We start from the raw sequence: 21,650 nt of genomic DNA, 5'->3' as shown, positions 1-21,650 counted from the left end.
GAACTGATTTGCCGGACGTGAACGAGACGGGTGCTGCGCCACCTGCGGATTTCGACAGCCTGAAAGCCCAGGTGGTCGGCAATCACGTAAAGCTGCCGAAGCGGCTGAAACAGGCTGCAGCCTATGCGCTGGAAAATCCCGACGAGATCGCCTTCGGCACGGCTGCGAGCATCGCGCAGGCGGCCTCCGTCCAGCCGTCGACGCTGGTGCGGCTGGCGCATCAGTTCGGCTATGACGGCTTCTCGCATTTCCAGACCATCTTCAAGGAGCGCCTGCGCCTGCGCACGCCCTCCTATGAGGAGCGGCTGACGCAGATCGAGAAATCCGGCGATGCCGCTCCGGAATCCGCACTTCTGCATGGGTTCTTTGGCGCCGCGCGTTCGTCCATTATCAAGATGGAGGAGGCAATCCGCGAGGAGGATTTCAAGCGTGCCATTGATGTCCTGGGCGCGGCCGACACGATCTATCTGATCGCCAAGCGGCGCTCCTACTCCCTGACGGCGCATCTATCTTACGCCTTCTCCAAGCTCGGCATCCGCCACCAGATGGTGGCATCGACCAATGGCGTGGATCTGGAAACCGTGCAGTTTGCGAGGCCTGAAGATGCCGCGCTCGCCATCTCCTTCTCGCCCTATGCGGCCGAAAGCCTGGACCATGCCCGCGCGCTCCACGCCCAAGGTGTGCCGCTAGTCTCCATCACCGATTCCGCCTTCTCGCCGCTCGCCTCCATTTCCACCCTCTGGTTCGAGGTGGCGGAGGCCGATTTTGCCGGGTTTCGCTCGCTCTCGGCCTCGATGGCGCTGACCATGGCGCTCTCTGTTGGCATTGCGGAATATCGCCGGCATCAACAGAATGACGCGGAATAAATTTGGAATATAAATTCCGAATTGACAACTTAATGGCTTTTGTGTTTCATCCGCCGCAAGCGACCTGACGGTCGATAAAACAGAACGTGGAGGACCGCATGCCGCGCCTTGATCCGGGCTTCAAGCCTGAGGCTGAACTCGATGTCATCACCATCGGCCGCTCCTCCGTCGACATCTACGGCCAGCAGATCGGCGCGCGTCTCGAAGACACGGTGAGCTTTGCCCGCTCTGTCGGCGGCTGCCCGGCCAATATCGCCATCGGCACGGCGCGGCTGGGGCTGAAATCGGCGATCATCACCGGCGTTGGCGACGAGCAGATGGGCTCCTTCATCAAGGAACATCTGACCCGCGAGGGCGTGGAGACGCGAGGAATCAAGACCGATCCGACGCGGCTGACCGCGTTGGTTCTCCTCGGCGTCGAGAACGACAAGACCTTCCCGACCATCTTCTATCGCGAAAACTGCGCCGACATGTCGATTGCGGAAGAGGATGTGAGCGAGGATTTCATCAAGTCCGCCCGCGCCGTGCTGGTCACGGGGACGCATTTTTCGAAGCCGAACACCGAAGCCGCACAGAAGAAGGCGATCCGCATCGCCAAGGCAAACGGCGCGAAGGTAATCTTCGATATCGACTATCGCCCGAACCTCTGGGGCCTTGCCGGCCACCGGGCGGGCGAGGAGCGCTATATTGCCTCGGACGCCGTTTCCAATCGCCTTAAGCCGGTTCTCGCCGAATGCGACCTCATTGTCGGCACGGAAGAGGAAGTGCTGATCGCCTCTGGTGAGGCCGATCTTCTGGCCGCGCTCAAAGCGATCCGTGCCTCATCGTCCGCCACAATCGTGCTCAAGCGCGGGCCGATGGGTTGCATCGTCTATGACGGGACGATCCCGGACGATCTGGACCAGGGGATCGTGGGGCAGGGCTTCCCGATCGAGGTCTATAATACGCTCGGCGCTGGAGACAGCTTCATGTCCGGTTTCCTGCGCGGCTGGCTGCGCGGCGAGGAGCATCAGACCTCGGCGACCTGGGCGAATGCCTGCGGCGCCTTTGCCGTCTCGCGCCTGCTCTGCTCGCCGGAAATCCCGACCTTCACCGAGCTCACATATTTCCTCAAGCATGGCAGCAAGGAACATGCGCTGCGCAAGGATGCCGACCTCAACCACGTCCACTGGGCAACGACGCGCATTGCCGGCGAGATCCCGCTGCTGATGGCGCTCGCCATCGACCACCGGTCGCAGCTGGTCGACGTCGCCCGCGAACTCAACGTGCCGGAGACACGCATTCCCGCCTTCAAGCGCCTCGCCGTGGCCGCTGCCGCCCGCGTCGCCAAGGGGCGTCCGGGCTATGGCATGCTGATTGACGAGCGCTTCGGCCGCGATGCCTTCTTTGATGCGATGAAGCAGAATTTCTCATGGATCGGCCGTCCGGTGGAACTGCCGGGCTCCAAGCCGCTGAAATTCGAATTCTCGCAGGATATCGGCTCGCAGCTTGTTGCCTGGCCGGTTGAGCATTGCATCAAGTGCCTCTGCTTCTACCATCCTGATGATCCGGCAGCTCTCAAGGCCGAGCAGCAGGAAAAGCTGCGCGCGCTGTTCGATGCCGCCCGCAAGGTTGGCCGCGAATTGCTGGTTGAGATCATCGCCGGCAAGAATGGCCCGCTCACCGACGACACCATTGCGACCGCGCTTCGCGAGCTCTACGATCTCGGCATCAAGCCGGACTGGTGGAAGCTGGAGCCGCAGGCCTCCGAAATCGCTTGGGGCAAGATCGAGGCCGTGATTGCCGAAAACGACCCCTTCTGCCGTGGCATCGTGCTTCTCGGGCTCGAAGCCCCGGCGGCGGAGCTGGAAAAGGCCTTTGCCGCGACATTGGTCGCGCCTTCGGTCAAGGGTTTCGCGGTTGGTCGGACGATCTTTGCGGATGCGGCGCGCCAGTGGCTTGGCGGCAAGATGGACGACGAGGCGGCGATCGCCGATATGGCTGCAAGGTTTGAAGGGCTGACAAAAGCCTGGCTGAAGACGCGCGGCCTGAACTAAGTCAGGTTGAACTGAACAAGAAAATACCGGGAGGTCCCCAATGGGCAAGACGATCAGGCTGACGATGGCGCAGGCCCTCGTGAAGTTTCTTTCCAGCCAGATGACGGTGATCGATGGCGTCAAGCAGCCGATCTTTGGCGGCTGCTGGGCGATTTTCGGCCATGGCAATGTCGCCGGCATCGGCGAGGCGCTTTATCAGGCCCGCAACGGTTTCCCGACCTATCGTGCCCATAACGAGCAGTCGATGGCGCATTCGGCGATTGCCTATGCCAAGGCGAATTTCCGCCGCCGCTTCATGGCCTGCACGACCTCCATCGGCCCCGGCGCGCTGAACATGGTGACGGCGGCGGGCGTTGCCCATGTCAACCGCCTGCCGGTTCTGTTCCTGCCCGGCGATGTCTTCGCCAATCGTGCGCCGGATCCGGTCTTGCAGCAGATCGAGGCGTTCGGCGATGGCACTGTCTCGGCCTCCGACGCCTTCCGCCCCGTGTCCCGCTATTTCGACCGCATCACCCGGCCGGAGCAGATCATCGTGGCCCTGCGCCGCGCCATGCAGGTTCTGACCGATCCTGCCGATTGCGGTCCGGTGACGCTGTCGCTCTGCCAGGATGTGCAGGCGGAAGCCTTTGATTACCCGGAAAACTTCTTCGAGGAACGCGTCTGGACCACCAACCGCCGCATCCGCCCGGACGAGAATGAATTGGCGAACGCCATCGCGCTGATTTCGGCGGCGAAAAAGCCGGTCATCGTGGCCGGCGGCGGCGTGCTCTATTCGCTGGCGAGCGACGAACTCACCGCCTTTGCCGACAAGCATGGCATTCCGGTTGTCGTGACACAGGCAGGTAAGTCGGCGATTGACGAGCGCCATCCGCTGGCGCTGGGCTCGGTCGGTGTGACGGGCACTTCGGCGGCCAATGCGATTGCCGAAGAGGCCGATCTGGTCATCGGCATCGGCACGCGCTTCCAGGATTTCACCACCGGTTCCTGGGCGCTGTTCAAGCATGAAGACCTCAAGGTTCTGTCGATCAACGTTGCCCCGATCGATGGTGGCAAGCATGGCGCGGAGCCGCTGATTGCGGATGCCCGCGAGGCGCTGACGCTGATCTCCGAAAAGCTGGGCGACTGGCGCGCCCCGACGACGCTCGCCGACAAGGCCGATCTCGCCAAGGCGACATGGGCGAAGTCGGTCGACAGGATGTTCTCGCCCGATTTCGTCACCGGCACGGGCCTGCCGTCGGATGCGCAGGTGATCGGCGCGGTGACGCGCGCCATCGATCTGGAAAAGTCCATGGTTCTGTGTGCGGCCGGCGGTTTGCCGGGCGAGCTGCACAAGCTCTGGCCGGCGACCAAGCCCGGCAGCTACCATATGGAATATGGCTTCTCCTGCATGGGCTATGAGATTGCCGGCGGGCTCGGCGCCAAGATGGCGCGGCCCGAGCTCGACATCGTCGTCATGGTCGGCGACGGGTCCTATATGATGGCGAATTCCGAGATCGCCACCTCGGTCATGATCGGCCGCAAGATCACCGTCGTCGTGCTCGACAATCGCGGCTATGGCTGCATCAACCGGCTGCAGATGGCGACCGGCGGGGCAAACTTCAACAATCTGCTGGATGACGCCTATCACGTCGTGCCGTCCAACATCGATTTCCGCGCGCATGCCGAAGCGATGGGGGCGATTGCCGTCAAGGTCGCGACGTTGGCCGAACTGGAACAGGCGCTGGCCGCCTCGAGGTCGAACGATCGCACCTCCGTCATCGTCATCGATACCGATCCGCTGACGACGACCGGCGATGGCGGCCATTGGTGGGATGTCGCGGTGCCGGAAGTGAGCCCGCGCGCAGAGGTCAACAAGGCGCACGAGGCCTATAAAAAGGCGCTCGCCTTCCAGCGTCTCGGCTAAATATTCCATTTTCCGGGAGCGCAGTCCGCTCCCGCTTCTTTTCGAGGAGACACCTATGAAAGCCAAACTCGGCATGTCGCCCATCGCCTGGTGGAACGACGACCTTCCGGACCTTTCCGACGACGTATCGCTGGAAGAATGCCTGCGCCAGTCGCGTACTGCGGGCTTCACCGGCATGGAAAAGGGCCGCCGTTTTCCCGACGATCCGGCCGTCATGCTGCCGATCCTGCGCGCCGCCGATGTGACGCTGTGCGGGGGCTGGTTCTCCGGCACGCTTGTCAATGAAGAGCTGTCCGCCAACAAGGACCGCATCGCGCCGATGATCGAGCTGTTCAAGGCGGTTGACGCGCCCTGCATCGTCTATGGCGAAGTGGGCCTCTCGATCCAGGGCGACCGCTCCAAGCCGCTCGCCACAAAGCCGAAGCTCTCTGACGACGAGATGAAGGCCTATGGCCGCCGCGTCACCGCATTCGGCGAATGGTGCGCGGAGCAGGGCATGCCGCTCTCCTATCACCACCACATGGCTGCCGTGGTCGAGACCGAGCCGGAGCTTGACGCCTTCATGCGGAATTCCGGCGAGGGCATTCCGTTGCTGCTGGATGCCGGCCATCTCGCCTTTGCCGGCGGCGACGTGCTGCGCGCCATCGACAACCACCATGCCCGCATCAACCATGTGCATGTGAAGGATATCCGCCGCTCGGTCGTCGACAGCCTCGACCGCAGCCGGCAATCCTTCCTCGATGCCGTGGCGCTTGGCGCCTTCACGGTTCCCGGCGACGGCTCGCTTGATTTCGGCGCGATCGTCAAGCGCTTTGCCGATTACGGCTATGAGGGCTGGTTCGTCGTTGAAGCCGAGCAGGACCCGAAGAAGGCCCCGCCGCAGAAGATGGCCGAGATCGGCCATGCCGAGCTGATGCGCGTCATGACGGCGGCTGGCTATACGGTCGAGACGCAGGGGTTTCCGTTGAAGTGACCCCTTCTCCCCTCGGGGAGAAGGTGGCCCGAAGGGCCGGATGAGGGGCGCCGCTCGGCTAAGAAAAGAGCCTGTGGCAAAGTCCCCCTCTGGCTGCCGCCATCTCCCCCACAAGGGGGGAGACGGAAAGAGGCGCTGCCTTCGTCCCATTTTAGGCAGAGCGCGTGCCGTTCTGCCAATCTCCCCCCTTGCGGGGGAGATGCCCGGCAGGGCAGAGGGGGGTAACACCTCCGCAAAACGTCAACTTGAGCAGGAGCAACCCATGTCCAAACTTCTCGTCAAGCCGCAGGGCAATCATGGTCTGGTGACGAAGGTCACGCCGGAAACAGCGGGCTGGACCTATGTCGGGTTTGAACTGCACAAGCTGAAGCCCGGCGAGACGGTATCTGCCGAGACCGGCGAGCGCGAAGTCTGCCTTGTGTGGATTTCAGGCTCCGCCAAGGCCAAGGCGGGCACTGAGAATTTCGGGACGCTCGGCGGCCGTAAAAGCCCGTTCGAGGGCGCGCCGGATGCGCTTTATGTGCCGATGGGCTCTAACTGGTCGGTGACGGCGGAGAGCGATCTGGAACTGGCCATCTGCTCGGCGCCCGGCGGCGGCGATTACAAGGCCAAGCGCATTGCGCCAGGCTCCCATCCGCAGATCACGCGCGGCAAGGGCTCGAATGTCCGCCTCGTGCACAACATCATGCCGGAGGATGACAATTCGGCGCATTCGCTGCTGGTTGTCGAGGTCATCACGCCGAACGGCAATACCTCGTCCTATCCCTCGCACAAGCATGATCAGGACGATCTGCCGAACGAGAGCTTCCTGGAAGAGACCTATTACCACCGCCTCAACCCGCCGCAGGGCTTCGCCTTCCAGCGCGTCTATACGGACGATCGCTCGCTCGACGAGGCGATGGCCGTGGAAGACGGCGATGTGGCGCTGGTGCCGAAGGGCTATCACCCCTGCGCCACCATTCATGGCTATGACCTTTACTATCTCAATGTCATGGCCGGCCCGAAGCGGGTCTGGAAATTCCACAATCAGAAAGAGCACGAGTGGCTGCTGGCGTAAGGATGCAAGAGGGCGGGGCTGTTCCCACCCGAAAACTGCCCTCAATCTGATCGGTCACGACGTCAGACGGCGTTGCCGTCGCCTGGCATGCTGCGCCTCACCTGACGCCGGTCCCGCGGTCCGTGATGGGTGAAAGCCGGACTGATCAGGAAAAGAGCCAGCGCGATCAGGAGAAGATATCCGAGCGAGAGAACGTGCGTGATATCGATGGTCCGTGTGGCAAGGCCATGCACAAGATGGCTCGCCGCCAAAAATGGCGACACTGCCATGACGGCCAAGACTGCAATCAAGAAAATTCTAATAAGATAAATTTCTAGTTTCTTCATGAAAATGTCCCCAAGACACGGAATTATCATAACCGATTTTCTCTACATTTCCCGATAACCATTTGTTAAGGTTAACAGAGCCACGCCATGGCCCGGAATTTTCTATTTTCGGCTGTATCTTGCGGTGCATTCGCCTCGATTGAAATTCCCGAGCGAACTGCTTGCAGGGTCCTTACAAGTTATATAACATAATCATCTGACGGTTTCCGTCGGGGGAGGGGGTGTCATGTCCGGAGGGGACATGGCAGCAAGGCGATGACCGCGCGCGGTCGCGTTTGAACTCATTTTCCAGGACGGGCATTTCAATCGGAAGTCACGGGAGGAGTTCCATGAAATACAAATTCTCATTATTGGCCGCAGCCTGCGTCGCTGCACTGGCCGTCTCGAATGCGAGCGTCAAGGCTGAGGACGGTGTTCTCACGGTTGGCGCGACCCTGTCGACCACGGGTCCGGCCGCTGCGCTCGGCATTCCGGAAAAGAACGCGCTGACCCTGGTTCCGACCGAAATCGGCGGCCTCAAGGTCAAGCTCATCGTTCTGGACGACGCCGGCGACCCGACACAGGCGACCACCAACGCCAAGCGTCTCATCAACGATGACAAGGTCGACGTGATCCTCGGATCCTCGACCACGCCGCCGACGATTGCCGTTTCGGCGGTCGCCTTCGATGCCAAGGTTCCGCATTTCGGCCTCGGCCCGATGCCGATCACTGCCGGCAAGGAACGCTACACGGTGGTCATGCCGCAGCCGGTGCCGCTGATGGCCGCCGGTCTCTTCGACCACATGAAGAAGAACAACGTGAAGACGGTCGGCATGATCGGCTTCTCCGACAGCTGGGGCGATCTCTGGCTCGGCCAGTTCAAGGCCGCCGCCGACAAGTATGGTCTGAAGCTGGTTGCCGACGAGCGCTATGCCCGCGCCGACACCTCCGTCACCGGCCAGGTGCTGAAGCTGGTGGCTGCCAAGCCGGACGCCGTTCTTGTTGCCGCTTCCGGCACGGGGGCAGCCCTGCCGCAGGCCACGCTGCGCGAACGCGGCTACAAGGGCCCGATCTACCAGACGCATGGTGCGGTGTCGCAGGACTTCATCCGCATTGCCGGCAAGGCTGCCGAAGGCGTGATCATGGCTTCCGGCCCCGACATGCTGCCGGAAGGCCAGCCCGACAGCGCGCTCACCAAGGCTCCCGGCCTCGCGCTGGTTCAGGCCTATGAGCCGAAGTTCGGCCCGCGCAACCAGTTCGCCGGCCATCCGTGGGATGCGTTCGAGGTGCTGAAGCGCGTCATTCCGGTGGCGCTGAAGAAGGCCAAGCCCGGTACGCCGGAATTCCGCGAAGCGATTGCCGATGCGCTCGTCACCGAGAAGGATATCGGCGCCTCGCAGGGTGTCTACAACTTCACCGCCACGGATCGTTACGGCGTCGATGAACGCGCCCGCATCATGCTGACGGTCAAGGACGGCAAGTTCGAGCTGATCAAGTAAGCCGAACCGCATCGTGTCGAAATCGGACCCGGCCCCGCGCCGGGTCCCTTTCCCAAAACAGTCAATCATGTCAGGCTGCAGACTGCGGCTTCTCTAAACCTGCGTCCAGAGGAGACAAAACTTGGATCTGACGATTCTGCTCTTTCTGGTGCAGGACGGTGTCACCAATGGCGCGATCTATGCCCTTCTGGGCTTCGCGCTGGTGCTTGTCTTCGCGGTGACGCGCATCATCTTCATCCCGCAGGGCGAATTCGTCGCTTATGGCGCGCTGACCTATGCCATGTTGCAGGCCGGCCATGTGCCGGGCACGGCCTATCTGCTGCCGATCTTTGCGCTCATCGCGCTTCTCTTCGATCTCTATGCCGAGCGCAGCCGCATCACCGGCGGATTTCTGATCCGCCAGGGGATCGAGAAGATCGTCGTGCCGCTGGCGCTCCTCTTTGCTGCCCGCGAGCTGGCCGGTGTCTCCACCATCGCAAGCCTCGTCCTGACGGTGGCCATCGTTTCCGCGCTCGGGCCGCATCTCTATCGCATCGCCTTCCAGCCGCTCGCCGATCGCAGCGTTCTCGTCCTGCTGATTGCCGCCGTCGGCACGCATCTGGCGCTGACGGGGCTCGGCCTCGTCTTCTTCGGCGCGGAAGGCCTGCGTGCCGATGCACTCACCGATTTCTCGGTCGATCTCGGCCCCCTGCCGGTCAGCGGCCAGAACATCGCCGTCTATGCAGCGACCCTGCTGCTGATTGCCGGGCTCTACTGGTTCTTCGAGCGCACCGTGCAGGGTAAGGCGCTGCGGGCCACCGCCGTCAACCGGCTGGGCGCGCGCCTCGTCGGCATCCGCACCAAGGGCACCGGCAAGGTCGCGCTGGCGCTTGCCGCCGGCATTGGCGCCGTCTCCGGCGTGCTTCTGGCGCCGATGACCACGATCTACTACGACACCGGCTTCGTCATCGGCCTCAAGGGTTTCGTCGCCGCCATCATCGGCGGGCTGGCCAGCTACCCGCTGACGGCCGCCGCCGCCATCACCGTGGGGCTCATTGAAAGCTTCTCCTCCTTCTTTGCCAGCGACTACAAGGAAGTCATCGTCTTCACGCTGCTGATCCCGGTCCTTCTGGTTCGGTCGTTTACCGGCAAGCACACAGAGGATGAGGACTGAGCCATGACCAATCGTATCGCCCTTTGCCTCTTCGCTTTCGTCGTCATTCTCGCGCCCTTCCTGCCGGGCTTCCCGCCCTTCTGGATCATCCTGCTCGACAATATCGGTCTGGCCGCCATTGTGGCTATCGGGCTTGTCGTGCTGACCGGTGTGGGTGGCCTCACGTCCTTCGGGCAGGCCGCCTTGGCGGGCTTCGGCGCCTATTCGGCCGCCGTGCTCACCACGCATTATGGATGGAGCCCGCTGGCAACGCTGCCGGTGGCGCTTGCCGTTTCGGCCTTCGCCGCCTTCTTCCTCGGCTTCGTCACCGTGCGTCTGGCCGGCCACTACCTGCCGCTTGGCACGATCGCCTGGGGGCTGGCGCTCTACTATCTGTTCGGCCAGCTTGAGTTGCTGGGCCGGCATGACGGTATCAGCTCGATCCCGGCGCTCACCGTTGGCGGGTTCAGCTTTCATGAGCCGGCAAGGCTGCATGCCGTCATCTGGGGTGCGCTGCTGCTGAGCGGCATTGCCACGCTCAACCTTCTCGACAGCCGCGTCGGCCGCGCCATCCGGTCGCTCCGCCGCGGCTCGACCATGGCGGAATCCTTCGGCATTTCGGCAAGCTACGCCAAGCTCACGGTCTTCGTTTACGCGGCGGTTCTCGCCGGCCTTTCCGGCTGGCTCTATGCCTTCTTCCAGAGTGCGGTGACGCCGAGCCCGTTCAATCTCAATTCCGGCATCAGCTATCTCTTCATGGCGGTCGTCGGCGGTGCAGGGCAGGTCTGGGGGGCGATAGCAGGCGCCTTCATCATCACCGAACTGCGCGACGTCATCCAGCGCGTCATGCCGGCGCTTCTCAGCGACAGCGCGCTTTATGAGCCGATCGTCTTCGGCGTGCTCCTGATTATTCTCCTGCAGGTCGCGCCGGATGGCCTCTGGCCGCTGGTGCAGCGCCTGTTGCCGGAACCGAAGCCGCGCCCCGTGCCTGTCCATGCCGACACGCTGGCCGGGCGCGACATGCCGACGGCGCGTGGCGAGCAGATCCTGAAGGTTACCGACGCCACCAAAAAGTTCGGCGGGTTGACAGCCGTCAACGGTGTCAACTTCGGCGTCAAGGCGGGTGAAATCGTCGCCCTGATCGGCCCGAACGGGGCCGGCAAGAGCACGACCTTCAATCTGATCACCGGCGTGCTCAGCCTCAGCTCCGGCTCGGTGAGCTTTGCCGGCCAGGTGATCTCCGGCATCGGTCAGCGCCGCATCGCCGGCCTCGGCATTGCCCGCACCTTCCAGCATGTGAAGCTGTTGCCGGATATGTCTGTTCTGGAAAACGTGGCGCTTGGCGGTCATTTGCGTGGCCGCAAGGGTTTCCTTTCGGCTCTTGTCCGGGCCGACCGGCGCGAGGAAGCATCGCTCTTTGCCGAAGCAGCGCGCCAGATCGAGCGCGTAGGTCTTTCCGAACATATGCACAAGCCCGCCGGCAGTCTTGCGCTCGGCCAGCAGCGCATTGTCGAAATCGCCCGCGCTCTTACCATGAACCCCTCGCTGCTGCTGTTGGACGAACCGGCGGCGGGCCTGCGCCATTTCGAGAAGGGCCAGCTTTCGGAACTCTTGAGCCAGTTGCGCGCCGAAGGCATGAGCCTGCTGCTGGTCGAACACGATATGGGCTTCGTCATGGGATTGACCGACCATATCGTCGTGCTCGATTTCGGCACCAAGATCGCCGAAGGTCCGCCGGATGTGATCCGCAAGCATCCGGCCGTGCTGGAAGCCTATCTCGGCGGTGCTGCCGAACCCGCCAAGAGGTCAGACGCCGTTTCCGGAGGGGCCGAGGCATGACGAAACCACTTCTGTCCCTTTCCAACCTCTCGGTGTCCTATGGCAAGGTCGAGGCCGTGCGTGGCGTGTCGCTGGAAGTCTTTGCCGGCGAAATTGTCACCGTCATCGGTGCCAATGGTGCAGGCAAGTCGACGCTTCTCAACGCCGCCATGGGCATCCTGCCGGCGGTGGGCGAGCAGACATTCGATGGCGCCTCCATCGGCCGGCTGGAGGTCGAGGACCGCGTGGCGGCGGGGCTTTCGCTCGTCTCCGAACGGCGCGAGCTTTTCTCCTCCATGAGTGTCGAGGATAACTTACGCCTCGGCGCCGTGCGCTTTTCCGAGCGCGAGGCGCAGGCGCGCATGGCGGGCGTCTTCGACCGCTTCCCGCGCCTGAAGGAACGCCGCCGCCAGGAGGCGGGCACCATGTCAGGCGGCGAACGCCAGATGCTGGCCATGGGCCGGGCGCTGATGGCCGGGCCGAAAGTGCTGATGCTGGACGAGCCGAGTCTCGGCCTCGCGCCGCGCATCGTCGCCGACATCTTCACCATCATCGAGGATCTACGCAAAAGCGGCGTCGCCATTCTGCTGGTCGAGCAGAACGCCCGCGCCGCGCTGAATGCCGCCGACCGCGCCTATGTGATGGAACTCGGCGAAATCACCATGAGCGGCAAGGCTGCGGATCTCGCGAATGATCCGCAGATTGAACGGAGCTATCTCGGGCTGCATTGAATGAGGCGGAATCCGATCGACCCGGTCTCGCCGTGTTTCGTGACCTGGAGTATGTCAGCGGAGCTCTTGAAGTGAGCATTTGGAATTCTTGCCTTCGGACAGAAAATCAACCTCTCTGACGAACTGCTTAAACTCCGGTAAAACTCTATCGTCGATTGCAATCTGGGCGCATTTGGAGAGTGTCTTCGCTTCCTTGACGCAAGTCTGGAACGAAGGTGTAAAATACTTGATTTCGTACATATTCGAGACCCATTTATAGGCAAAGGATCGCTTGCTTTGCAGGCCGTAAATGCTGAACAGATTGACATATCGCAATCTTGAAATCGCGTCGGAAATGCCCGGCACCGCCATTCCATGCACGAACATGCCATCGGCAATCATATTCAACGCGTCTTTATTGCCGGTCCTCGCCCACGGCCAGAGCGTCTTCCAGGCGCTTGCACAATCGCGCCCAGCCAAGAGTGTTTCTATTTTTTGACGATCGGACGGCCAATCGTCAGCCCGCGCATTGCTGACACCCAAGAATAGATAAATGCAGGCAAGGCACAAAGGTAAAGCTCTCACGAAAATCAACCCATTTCTACGTTTTACAGCTTTTATACTGGAAGCATAATCCGTCTGGCGTGAAACGAGCATCGACGGGATTGTGCTTCAAAAAAGGACTTGGAGAGAACAGCACTCCAAGTATCCGGAAGACTATCTCGAAACATCACGTAATTGAAGCGATGGTCACGGCGCTCCTTGATTTTCCTGCCAGCTGCGGTGCTCCCGGTTGCGCAAACCGTGAGGCCGCCGTTGCCGTATACCTCACTGCCCAACCTTGAATTCTTCCGGAACCCAAGCAACATATGGGCGTTGATCATGTCACACCGCCCCTTGATGAGGTCCCATCACCCCATGGATGCCGAGCAACTTCTGAGCCCGAGACCGGAAGGGCTTTATTGCCGGCCCGGCGGTTTTTACATTGACCCCGTGCGGCCGGTCGAGCGGGCGCTGATCACCCACGGCCATTCCGACCATGCGCGGCCCGGACACGGCGCGGTGCTCGCCACGCGGCGCACGCTCGATATCATGGCACTGCGCTATGGAGCGGATTTCTGCGGGTCCGAACAGGCCGCAGCCTTCGGCGAGACCATCAATATCAATGGCGTGACCGTCAGCTTTCACCCCGCCGGCCATGTGCTGGGCTCGGCGCAGATCGCTGTCGAGATGGACGGCACGCGCATTGTTGTCTCCGGCGACTACAAGCGCTCGCCGGACCCGACGGCGGAGGCGTTCGAGCCGATCGCCTGCGATGTCTTCATCACCGAGGCGACCTTTGGGCTTCCCGTATTTCGCCATCCCGATCCCGACAAGGAAATGGGCAAGCTGATCGCATCGCTGAAACTCTTCCCCGAGCGCACCCATATGATCGGCGCCTATGCGCTCGGCAAGGCGCAGCGGGTGATCGCGCTGCTGCGCCGAAAGGGCTATGACGCGCCGATCTACATTCACGGTTCGCTCGACAAGCTCTGCCGTTATTATCAGAGCGAAGGGATCGATCTCGGCGATCTGCGGCCCGCGACGGTTGAAAAATCCGAGCGCGCGGATTATCGCGGCGCGGTGGTCATCGGCCCGCCATCCTCCTTTTCCGATCGCTGGGCGCGGCGCTTTGCCGAGCCGCTGATCGGCTTTGCCTCCGGCTGGATGATGGTGCGGCAGCGGGTGCGCCAGCGTGGCGTCGAACTGCCGCTCATCATTTCCGACCATTGCGACTGGGACGAGTTGACGGCGACGATCCGCGAGATCGGCCCGCAGGAGGTCTGGGTGACGCATGGACGCGAGGAGGCGCTGGTGCGCTGGTGTTCGCTGAACGGCATCGCCGCCAAGCCGCTGCATCTCGTTGGCTATGAAGACGAGGGCGATTGATGGAAGCCTTTGCCAATCTTCTCGACCGTCTCGTGCTGACGCCGCAGCGTAATGGCAAGCTTACGCTTCTGGCCGACTATTTCGCCACCACGCCGGACCCGGATCGCGGCTATGCGCTCGCCGCGCTCACCGGCACGCTCGACATCCATCTCGTCAAGCCAGCGCTGATCCGCCAGCTGGTGCTGGAACAGATGGACCCGGAGCTTTTCCGCTATTCCTATGATTATGTAGGCGATCTCGCGGAGACCGTGTCGCTGGTCTGGCAGGCTCCCCCGGGCGAAAAACCGGAACCGCCGCGCCTCAGCGCCGTCGTCGAGGAGCTGAACGGCTTGAGCCGCAGCAATATCCGCACGCATCTGCGCGCGCTGCTCGACCGGCTGGATGCCAGCGGCCGCTATGCCTTCCTGAAGCTCGCCATGGGCAATTTGCGCATCGGCGTCTCCGCGCGGCTTGCCAAGCAGACGCTTGCCCAGATGAGCGGCATCGACATTACCGAGATTGAAACGCTGTGGCATGGGTTGGCCCCGCCTTACGTTGATCTCTTCGCCTGGCTGGAAGGCCGGGCGGCCAAACCCATGCTCGCGACACCCGCCATCTTCCATTCCGTCATGCTGGCCCATCCCGTTGGCGACGAGGATCTGAAGAAAATGGACCCGGCCGATTATCTGGCCGAATGGAAATGGGATGGCATCCGCGTGCAGCTCTCCGCGTCGGGCGACCGCAAGAAACTCTATTCGCGCAGCGGCGACGATATTTCCGAGACTTTCCCGGATGTGCTGGAGGCGGTGGATTTCGAGGGCGTCATCGATGGCGAATTGCTGATCGGCGGCACGGCGCGCACCAATTCGCCAACGCAGACCTTTTCCGACCTGCAACAGCGGCTGAACCGCAAGACGGTGACGCCGGCGCATCTGCGCGATTATCCCGCCTTCATCCGTGCATACGATCTCCTTTTCGAGGGCGAGAAGGATGTGCGCGGCGAGGGGTTGGAGCTGCGCCGCGCGCGGCTCGGCGACCTTATCGAGCGCGCCGCCCATGACCGTTTCGACCTCTCGCCGACCGTCGGTTTCGACAGCTGGGAGAGCCTGGAAAAGCTCCGCCTCGATCCGCCCGATCCGGTCATCGAAGGCGTCATGATCAAGCGCCGCGAAAGCGCCTATCAGGCCGGCCGCGTCAAGGGCGAATGGTTCAAGTGGAAGCGCGACCCCTATCTCATCGACGCGGTGATGATGTATGCCCAGCGCGGCCACGGCAAACGCTCCAGCTATTATTCCGACTTCACCTTCGGCGTCTGGACCGGCCCACCCGGCGAAGAAGTTCTCGTCCCCGTCGGCAAGGCCTATTTCGGCTTCACCGACGAGGAACTGGAAGTGCTCGACAAATTCGTTCGCAACAACACGACAGACCGCTTCGGCCCGGTCCGAGCCGTGCGCGCCGAGGCGGAGAAGGGCTTCGTGCTGGAGGTGGCCTTTGAGGGGATTGCGCTGTCAAACCGGCACAAGTCGGGGGTGGCGATGCGGTTTCCGCGGATCGCACGGCTGAGGCTGGACAAGCCGCCGATCGAGGCGGATCGGCTGGAGACGCTGATGGGGTTGGTGGGGGAGAGGTGAGGAAAAATCAGTGCCTTGCGGCCTCACAGTTCAACGACCTTTGTGAATGCGGAAAACATAGAATCTAGTTCTGATCAAACTGTTGAAGCCACCTGATGTAAGCTGTTGCCTGGGACACCATTAAAATCGCCAAGTCGAGCGGTGGTTGTGTAGGCTCTTCCGATCCGGGCTCATGCCTATAGAAATGAGCGCCATCGATCCAGTCCTTAAAGGCTTCCAATTGCTTCAGCACAACTTGTAAAGCTGGGCGCGTCCCAGAAAATCGCTGATCGATTATTGGCTTAAGATGTTTAGCTATCTCGCTTGAGCTCAGTTGGTGTGCGTTAGGGAACATCAACCTGAACAATCCTTCAGTGGCAAAAAACGCGGATCGGATGGCTAACTTTCCATCAGGTGGGACACTGTCGAGAGCTCTGAATGTGCGGTCGATTTGATCTTTGACCCCATCGTATCTTGAACCTACCAGAGTGCCTATTGTTGAGGTACGAGAGCGTTCGAATTCCGCATCCACTCTGAAGTGAACACCTCCGAGGTGGTCAAGCGTATAGCGGACTTGTTCTTCATCGAATATTCGCTCAACCTCTCTCAAAAAACGGACTCTGTTATCCAATCGCTTGGCGATGATAGTTATTGCGTCGAGCACGTCCCTAAGCTCAATTCTTGTGAATGCCGAAGGCCAGTAGTCAGCAAGTGCGGACCCGCCTGCATCAAGTGCGGTTCCGATTTCACGGTTAAGTAAATCTCTTACATTTCCAGCGTGATCAAAAACAACCGCTCCAATTCTTCGTCTCATACGAGTGCTATCTTGCAGTAGCTCTGCCGGTACAAGATAGATTTTGGAGAATTTCTGCCCAAATTCTGGTTCTTTGCTCATCATCAAATACCCGGTAGGTGACACAGTCTCGTCAACCTACAGTCTCAGGGTGTAAAGGTGCAACCTGTATCGCGGTTCCATTTACATAATCCTCCGTCATGCCGGACTTGATCCGGCATCCAGTGCGCGATGTCCATCGCGCGGAAGACTCTTCTTACGAAGCACGCACGTTGATGAGTCCTTTCAGCCTGCAGACGCAGGCTGGCTGGATCCCGGATCGAGTCCGGGATGACGGAGTGCGGGGGAGCGCCAAACGACACATTGGCCGTTCCGGGTGTGGTATGGCTCTCACAACAACAGCAGATAATGCGCGATATCCTCCCAATCCGGGTTCATCGCCTCGATCAGTTCCAGCTTCCATTTGCGCGGCCAGTTCTTGATCGCTTTCTCGCGCGCAATTGCATCGGTCACGAGATCGAATTCCTCGAACCAGACCAATGTCTTCACACCATAGGTCGAGGTGAATCCTGGTGTCACATTGTTCTGGTGTTCGTAGAGTCGGCGCGGCAGGTCGCTGGTGACGCCGGTGTAGAGCGTTCCGTTGCGTTTCGAGGCGAGGATATACACATAGCCTTTCATGCTATGGTTGTAATTCAGGTTGCATTTTGGTGCAACACGCTGACGAAGGCTGTCTGGCCGCGACGGCTTCCCATTCTCTCCGTCATGCCGGACTCGATCCGGCATCCAGTGCGATCACGTCCGTGATCGCGAAAGAGTCCTTTCACGGCGCAGACGCGCCGTGGCTGGATACCGGCGCAAGGCCGGTATGACGGAGAATGGGGTTGCTCGCGGCGCAAACTGCTTCGTCGGACTGACCCCAAATACCCCAGCCTCGCCTTCTCAAACCGTCGGCACCGTCCCCCCATCAATGACAAACTCCGAACCCGTAATACTCCCCGCGCGGTCGGAGGCGAGGAAGGCGATGAGGTTGGCGATCTCTTGTGGTGTGGAGGGGCGGCCGAGGGGGATGCCGCCGAGGGAGGCCATGATGATGCGCTTGCCTTCTTCGATATCGCCGCCGGCTTCGGTTCCGAGCCGTTCGGCGAAGCGGATGGCCGCCTCGGTTTCGATCCAGCCGGGCGCGACGCGGACGACGCGGATGCCCTTGGGCGACACCTCTTTCGACAGGGCCTTGCTGTAGGTGGACAGCGCTGCCTTTGCCGCCGCATAGGCGGTCGTTGCCTCCGGCAGCGGCATGATCCGCTGGATGGACGAGACATGGATGATGACGCCGTGGCCACGGGCGATCATGTCGGGCAGGAGGGCGCGGTCGAGCCGCACGGCCGGCATCAGGTTGAGGTTGAGCTCGCGCATCCAATCCGCGTCCCCGAGTGCGGCGAACCCGCCGGCGGGCGACGACGAGCCGCCGAGCATATGCACGACAATGTCCACGCCACCGAGACGATCGCGGACGGCCTCCGCCAGCGTGGCGCAGCCTTCAGGGGATGTCAGGTCTGTGGCGACGAAGTCGATGCCGTCTTCAGGCACCTCCGGCCGGTTCCGCGCGGTGGTCAGCACGGTGGCCCCGAGGTCGCGCAACAGTCTCGCTGTTGCGGCCCCGCCGCCGCGCGTGCCCGAAGTGACGAGCGCGCGCTTGCCCTCAAGATTGATGAAGGGGATCACAGGATGATCTCCAGTTCAGCAATCTTGTCGCCTTTGAGGACGAAGAAATAGCGAAGGTCGATCGGGCTGCCGGGGAAGTCGCCGACGAGGTGGCTTGTGACGACGGTGCGGTGTCCGTCGTCGGCAATCGCGAAAGGCTCGACCGTGTAGGAGAATTTTGCCGAGGATTCATCTTTCCAGCGGCGGATCGCGTCCCGTCCCCGGTACACATTCTGTTCGTCGGTCACGACCGCGTCGTCGCTGAAGCATTCGGCAATTGCGGTGGCATCGGTGTTCTGGTCGGCCTGGAAATAGGCGGAAATCGCCTTGGGTAGCTGCATGTCCATGTCACGTCTCCATGTCTGGTGTTGTTCAATGACGACAATCTAAGGCTGGACACCCGTTGCGATAAGTGGGACAAAGATGGATCTAATATTGCGAAAATCAGGATAATGTCGCGACAAGGTCTCATCGAACTCGAGGCGGTGCTGGTGATTGCCGCGCGGGGCTCCTTCCGCGCCGCGGCAACGGAACTCGGCCTGTCAACGACCGCGCTCAGCAATCTGATCGGCAAGGTCGAACGGCAGCTCGGCATACGGCTGTTCAACCGCACCACGCGCAGCGTCTCGTTGACCGATGCCGGCAGAACCTTCGTCGAGCAGGTATCGCCCGCGCTGCGTGACATTCAGCACGCAATGGCAACCGCCCGTTCGCAACAGGACACGCCATCGGGGACTTTGCGCATCAACGCCTTTGCCTCCGGCGCCCGCGAGATCCTGGCGCCGCTGGTGCTGGCCTTTCTGCGGCGCTATCCGCAAGTCCATGTCGATCTCGTCACCGAGGGGCGTATCGTCGATATCGTTGCGGAAGGGTTCGATCTGGGGCTTCGGGCGGCTGATCTGGTGCCGAGCGACATGATCGCGGTTCCGCTCGGGCTGCCGCGCAGCCTCGCCGTGGTGGCGACACCGTCCTATTTCGAGGCGCATGGAAGGCCGCGCGTGCCGCCCGATCTTCTCGGCCACAAATGCATCCGCATCCGGCTGCCAAACGGCGCGCCCTATCGCTGGCACTTTGAGAAGGACGGAAAGTCTGTTCAGATCGAGGTCGAAGGGCCGATTACCCTTGATGAGGGCACGCTCTCGCGGATCGCCGTTCTCGATGGAATGGGGATCGGCTTCTTCATGGAAGCCGATGTGCGCGAAGACATGGCCGCCGGGCGGCTCGAGCGCGTCTTGCAGGACTGGACCCCGCCAACGGTGCCGCTCTGTCTCTACTATCCCGGGGGCAGGAACCAGGCCGCAGCATTCCGCGCCTTCATTGAGATGGCGCGGAATTTTGCAAGGGCTGCGATGCAAGGCGCATAGAAGGACAGCACGGTTTCAGAAACCGGCAATAGGCCTTCAAGCGAGGCTTTGACGCCTCACCCCTTCTTCTTCTTCCAGTCCGGCTTGCCGCCCTTGCCGCCGCCCGGCTTGCCGTCAAAGCTCTTCGCCTTGTAGGGCTTGGCGCCGGCCTCGCTCTTGCCGGCATAGTCGCCCTTTTTCTTCCAGTCCGGCTTCTTGAAGTCGCCTTGCGGGCGCTCATCGCGTTGGCCGCCCTCGCGGGGGCCGCTGCGGGACATTTCAGGGCGGGCGTCGAGTTTTTTGACGCGAAGCTTGTCTTCGATCATCATCTTCGGGCCGAGCGAGGCGAGGAAGCCATCGGCGGCGCTGGCGTGGATCTCGACATAGGTTTCGCTGGGCTGCATCTTGATCGAGCCGATGTCGCGCTTGCCGATATTGCCGGCGCGGCAGAGCATGGGGATGAGCCAGCGAGGCTCGGCATTCTGCTTGCGGCCGACCGAGAGCGAGAACCAGACGCTTTCGTCAAAGTCTTCGCGGGCGCGGGCGGGTTGCGCCTCGAAATCCGACGTGCGGCGTTCACGCGTGCCTTCTCTGGCCTCGCGGGTCTTCGGCGCGTAGACGGCCATTTCCTGGATGTCTTCCGGCGCAAAGCGCGTTGAGCGGAAATGGCGGATATAGGCGGCGGCGATCTTCTCGGCGCCATGCGCTTCGATGAGGCTTGCGATCATTTCGCGGTCGTCCGCGTCGACGGCAATGCTCAGTTCCGGGTCGGAGATGAGCCGTTCGTCGTCGCGCTTCAGGATGGCGGCGGCAGTCGGCGGGTTGGCCCATTCGGCCTGGATACCGGCGGCGTCGAGCAGGCGCTCGGCCTTGCGGCGGGCGGCCAGCGGCACGATGAGGGCGGAAACGCCCTTGCGGCCGGCGCGACCCGTGCGGCCGCTGCGATGCTTCAGCGTTTCGGCATTGGTCGGCAGGTCGGCATGGACGACGAGTTCGAGGCTCGGCAGGTCGATGCCGCGCGCGGCAACGTCAGTCGCGATACAGACGCGGGCGCGTCCGTCGCGCATGGCCTGCAGCGCATGACTGCGTTCGCTCTGCGAGAGTTCACCCGAAAGCGACACGGCCGGGAAGCCGCGATTGGAAAAGCGCGCCGTCAGATGCGCGACAGCGGCGCGCGTCGAGCAGAAGACGATTGCGCTGGCCGCATCGTAATAGCGCAGCGTGTTGAGAATGGCGTTTTCGCGGTCATGGCCGGTGCACAGCAGCGCGCGATATTCGATATCGGTGTGCTGCATTTCTTCTGCCGACGTGGTGATGCGCAGCGCGTCGCGCTGGTAGCTCTTGGCGAGCGCCGCAATCGACTTCGGCACGGTGGCCGAGAACATCAGCGTGCGGCGTTCGGTCGGCGACGTGCCGAGGATGAATTCGAGGTCGTCGCGGAAGCCGAGGTCCAGCATCTCGTCGGCCTCGTCCAGCACGACGGCGGCGAGGTTGGAGAGGTCAAGCGCGTTGCGGGTGATATGGTCGCGCAGACGCCCCGGCGTGCCGACAACGATATGGCATCCGCGCTCCAGCGCGCGGCGTTCTTTCCGCGTATCCATGCCGCCGACGCAGGTGGCAATCACCGCACCGGTTTCGCCATAGAGCCATTCGAGTTCACTGGCGACCTGGACGGCAAGCTCGCGCGTCGGCGCAATGGCGAGCGCAAGCGGCGCCTCCGCCGGGCCGAAGAGGCGGCTCTCGCCCAGGATGTCGGGCGCGATGGAGATGCCGAAGGCAACGGTCTTGCCGGAGCCGGTCCGGGCGGAAACGAGGGCGTCGCGGCCCTGCAGGTCGGAAGCGAGCATTGCTTCCTGAACAGGTGTCAACTGGCTGTAGCCGCGCTTTTGAAGCGCGTTGCCAAGCGGCGTCGCAACGCCGTCGAATAGGGTCATGCGGAAATCTTTCGGAACAGGACCGGCTGATGCGGGAACGCATGCTGCGGGATCAATCA

General features: G+C 62.0%; 19 protein-coding genes. 12 read left to right on the top strand and 7 right to left on the bottom strand.

Going from position 1 to position 21,650, the window contains the following annotated elements; translation table 11 throughout:
* Window positions 1-8: 8 nt before the first annotated feature.
* The 5 genes from LQK84_RS15105 (at window position 9) to iolB (ending at window position 6,835) form a co-directional block, all read left to right on the top strand.
* On the top strand, window positions 9-866 hold the full coding sequence (locus tag LQK84_RS15105; protein WP_230829558.1) for a MurR/RpiR family transcriptional regulator: 858 nt from the start codon (window positions 9-11) through the stop codon (window positions 864-866).
* A gap of 98 nt (window positions 867-964) precedes the next feature.
* Window positions 965-2,902: a bifunctional 5-dehydro-2-deoxygluconokinase/5-dehydro-2-deoxyphosphogluconate aldolase gene (locus tag LQK84_RS15100; protein WP_230829557.1), complete on the top strand. Its 1,938-nt coding sequence runs from the start codon at window positions 965-967 to the stop codon at window positions 2,900-2,902.
* Window positions 2,903-2,942: 40 nt separating this feature from the next.
* Window positions 2,943-4,805 (top strand): 3D-(3,5/4)-trihydroxycyclohexane-1,2-dione acylhydrolase (decyclizing), encoded by a 1,863-nt coding sequence (iolD, locus tag LQK84_RS15095; RefSeq protein ID WP_230829556.1) that lies wholly within the window; start codon window positions 2,943-2,945, stop codon window positions 4,803-4,805.
* 55 nt (window positions 4,806-4,860) lie between these two features.
* Entirely contained in the window at window positions 4,861-5,778 is a 918-nt protein-coding gene (iolE, locus tag LQK84_RS15090; protein WP_230829555.1) for a myo-inosose-2 dehydratase, read from the top strand.
* Window positions 5,779-6,040: 262 nt separating this feature from the next.
* Complete coding sequence (gene iolB / locus LQK84_RS15085) at window positions 6,041-6,835, top strand: 5-deoxy-glucuronate isomerase (protein ID WP_230829554.1); 795 nt, start codon at window positions 6,041-6,043, stop codon at window positions 6,833-6,835.
* Between the two features lie 62 nt (window positions 6,836-6,897).
* On the opposite strand, the gene LQK84_RS15080 is transcribed toward iolB, so the two are convergent.
* Window positions 6,898-7,161 carry a hypothetical protein gene (locus LQK84_RS15080; protein ID WP_230829553.1) on the bottom strand — a complete coding sequence of 88 codons (264 nt, stop codon included), beginning with the start codon at window positions 7,159-7,161 and terminating at the stop codon, window positions 6,898-6,900.
* Window positions 7,162-7,490: 329 nt separating this feature from the next.
* Between LQK84_RS15080 and LQK84_RS15075 the strand changes: the two genes are divergently transcribed.
* From LQK84_RS15075 to LQK84_RS15060, 4 genes are all read left to right on the top strand, one after another.
* Window positions 7,491-8,639 carry an ABC transporter substrate-binding protein gene (locus LQK84_RS15075; protein WP_230829552.1) on the top strand — a complete coding sequence of 383 codons (1,149 nt, stop codon included), beginning with the start codon at window positions 7,491-7,493 and terminating at the stop codon, window positions 8,637-8,639.
* Window positions 8,640-8,760: 121 nt separating this feature from the next.
* Window positions 8,761-9,792, top strand: a complete 1,032-nt coding sequence (locus tag LQK84_RS15070; RefSeq protein ID WP_230829551.1) for a branched-chain amino acid ABC transporter permease — start codon at window positions 8,761-8,763, stop codon at window positions 9,790-9,792.
* 3 nt (window positions 9,793-9,795) lie between these two features.
* Window positions 9,796-11,610: a branched-chain amino acid ABC transporter ATP-binding protein/permease gene (locus LQK84_RS15065; RefSeq protein WP_230829550.1), complete on the top strand. Its 1,815-nt coding sequence runs from the start codon at window positions 9,796-9,798 to the stop codon at window positions 11,608-11,610.
* Window positions 11,607-12,320: an ABC transporter ATP-binding protein gene (locus LQK84_RS15060; protein WP_230829549.1), complete on the top strand. Its 714-nt coding sequence runs from the start codon at window positions 11,607-11,609 to the stop codon at window positions 12,318-12,320. Before LQK84_RS15065 ends, LQK84_RS15060 begins: the two co-directional genes overlap by 4 nt.
* A gap of 54 nt (window positions 12,321-12,374) precedes the next feature.
* On the opposite strand, the gene LQK84_RS15055 is transcribed toward LQK84_RS15060, so the two are convergent.
* Window positions 12,375-12,956, bottom strand: a complete 582-nt coding sequence (locus tag LQK84_RS15055) for a hypothetical protein (RefSeq protein WP_230829548.1) — start codon at window positions 12,954-12,956, stop codon at window positions 12,375-12,377.
* 261 nt (window positions 12,957-13,217) lie between these two features.
* On the opposite strand from LQK84_RS15055, the gene LQK84_RS15050 reads away from it, so the two are divergent.
* Both LQK84_RS15050 and LQK84_RS15045 read left to right on the top strand, forming a co-directional pair.
* Window positions 13,218-14,228 (top strand): ligase-associated DNA damage response exonuclease, encoded by a 1,011-nt coding sequence (locus tag LQK84_RS15050; protein WP_230829547.1) that lies wholly within the window; start codon window positions 13,218-13,220, stop codon window positions 14,226-14,228.
* The gene (locus LQK84_RS15045) at window positions 14,228-15,838 is read left to right on the top strand and encodes a cisplatin damage response ATP-dependent DNA ligase (RefSeq protein WP_230829546.1); all 1,611 of its coding nucleotides are present in this window, start codon (window positions 14,228-14,230) and stop codon (window positions 15,836-15,838) included. Before LQK84_RS15050 ends, LQK84_RS15045 begins: the two co-directional genes overlap by 1 nt.
* A 64-nt stretch (window positions 15,839-15,902) precedes the next feature.
* On the opposite strand, the gene LQK84_RS15040 is transcribed toward LQK84_RS15045, so the two are convergent.
* The 4 genes from LQK84_RS15040 to LQK84_RS15025 form a co-directional block, all read right to left on the bottom strand.
* Entirely contained in the window at window positions 15,903-16,715 is an 813-nt protein-coding gene (locus LQK84_RS15040; RefSeq protein ID WP_230829545.1) for a hypothetical protein, read from the bottom strand.
* A gap of 285 nt (window positions 16,716-17,000) precedes the next feature.
* On the bottom strand, window positions 17,001-17,291 hold the full coding sequence (locus tag LQK84_RS15035) for a GIY-YIG nuclease family protein (protein WP_112693966.1): 291 nt from the start codon (window positions 17,289-17,291) through the stop codon (window positions 17,001-17,003).
* A 261-nt stretch (window positions 17,292-17,552) separates the two neighbouring features.
* Window positions 17,553-18,335, bottom strand: coding sequence for an SDR family oxidoreductase (locus LQK84_RS15030; RefSeq protein ID WP_230829544.1), 783 nt, complete (start codon window positions 18,333-18,335; stop codon window positions 17,553-17,555).
* Window positions 18,332-18,661 carry a nuclear transport factor 2 family protein gene (locus LQK84_RS15025; protein WP_230829543.1) on the bottom strand — a complete coding sequence of 110 codons (330 nt, stop codon included), beginning with the start codon at window positions 18,659-18,661 and terminating at the stop codon, window positions 18,332-18,334. Before LQK84_RS15025 ends, LQK84_RS15030 begins: the two co-directional genes overlap by 4 nt.
* 105 nt (window positions 18,662-18,766) lie before the next feature.
* Here LQK84_RS15025 and LQK84_RS15020 point away from each other — a divergent pair, with 105 nt between their 5' ends.
* Window positions 18,767-19,678 carry a LysR family transcriptional regulator gene (locus LQK84_RS15020; protein ID WP_230829542.1) on the top strand — a complete coding sequence of 304 codons (912 nt, stop codon included), beginning with the start codon at window positions 18,767-18,769 and terminating at the stop codon, window positions 19,676-19,678.
* A 56-nt stretch (window positions 19,679-19,734) separates the two neighbouring features.
* Here LQK84_RS15020 and LQK84_RS15015 read toward each other — a convergent pair whose 3' ends face one another.
* The gene (locus tag LQK84_RS15015) at window positions 19,735-21,591 is read right to left on the bottom strand and encodes a DEAD/DEAH box helicase (protein WP_230829541.1); all 1,857 of its coding nucleotides are present in this window, start codon (window positions 21,589-21,591) and stop codon (window positions 19,735-19,737) included.
* Between the last annotated feature and the right edge of the window lie 59 nt (window positions 21,592-21,650).

The sequence above is a fragment of the Rhizobium sp. C4 genome, assembly GCF_021026315.1.
Classification (GTDB): Bacteria; Pseudomonadota; Alphaproteobacteria; order Rhizobiales; family Rhizobiaceae; genus Ensifer_A.
The sequence above is the reverse complement of the archived record's forward strand: the minus strand, read 5'-3'. Positions and strand labels throughout refer to the sequence as shown.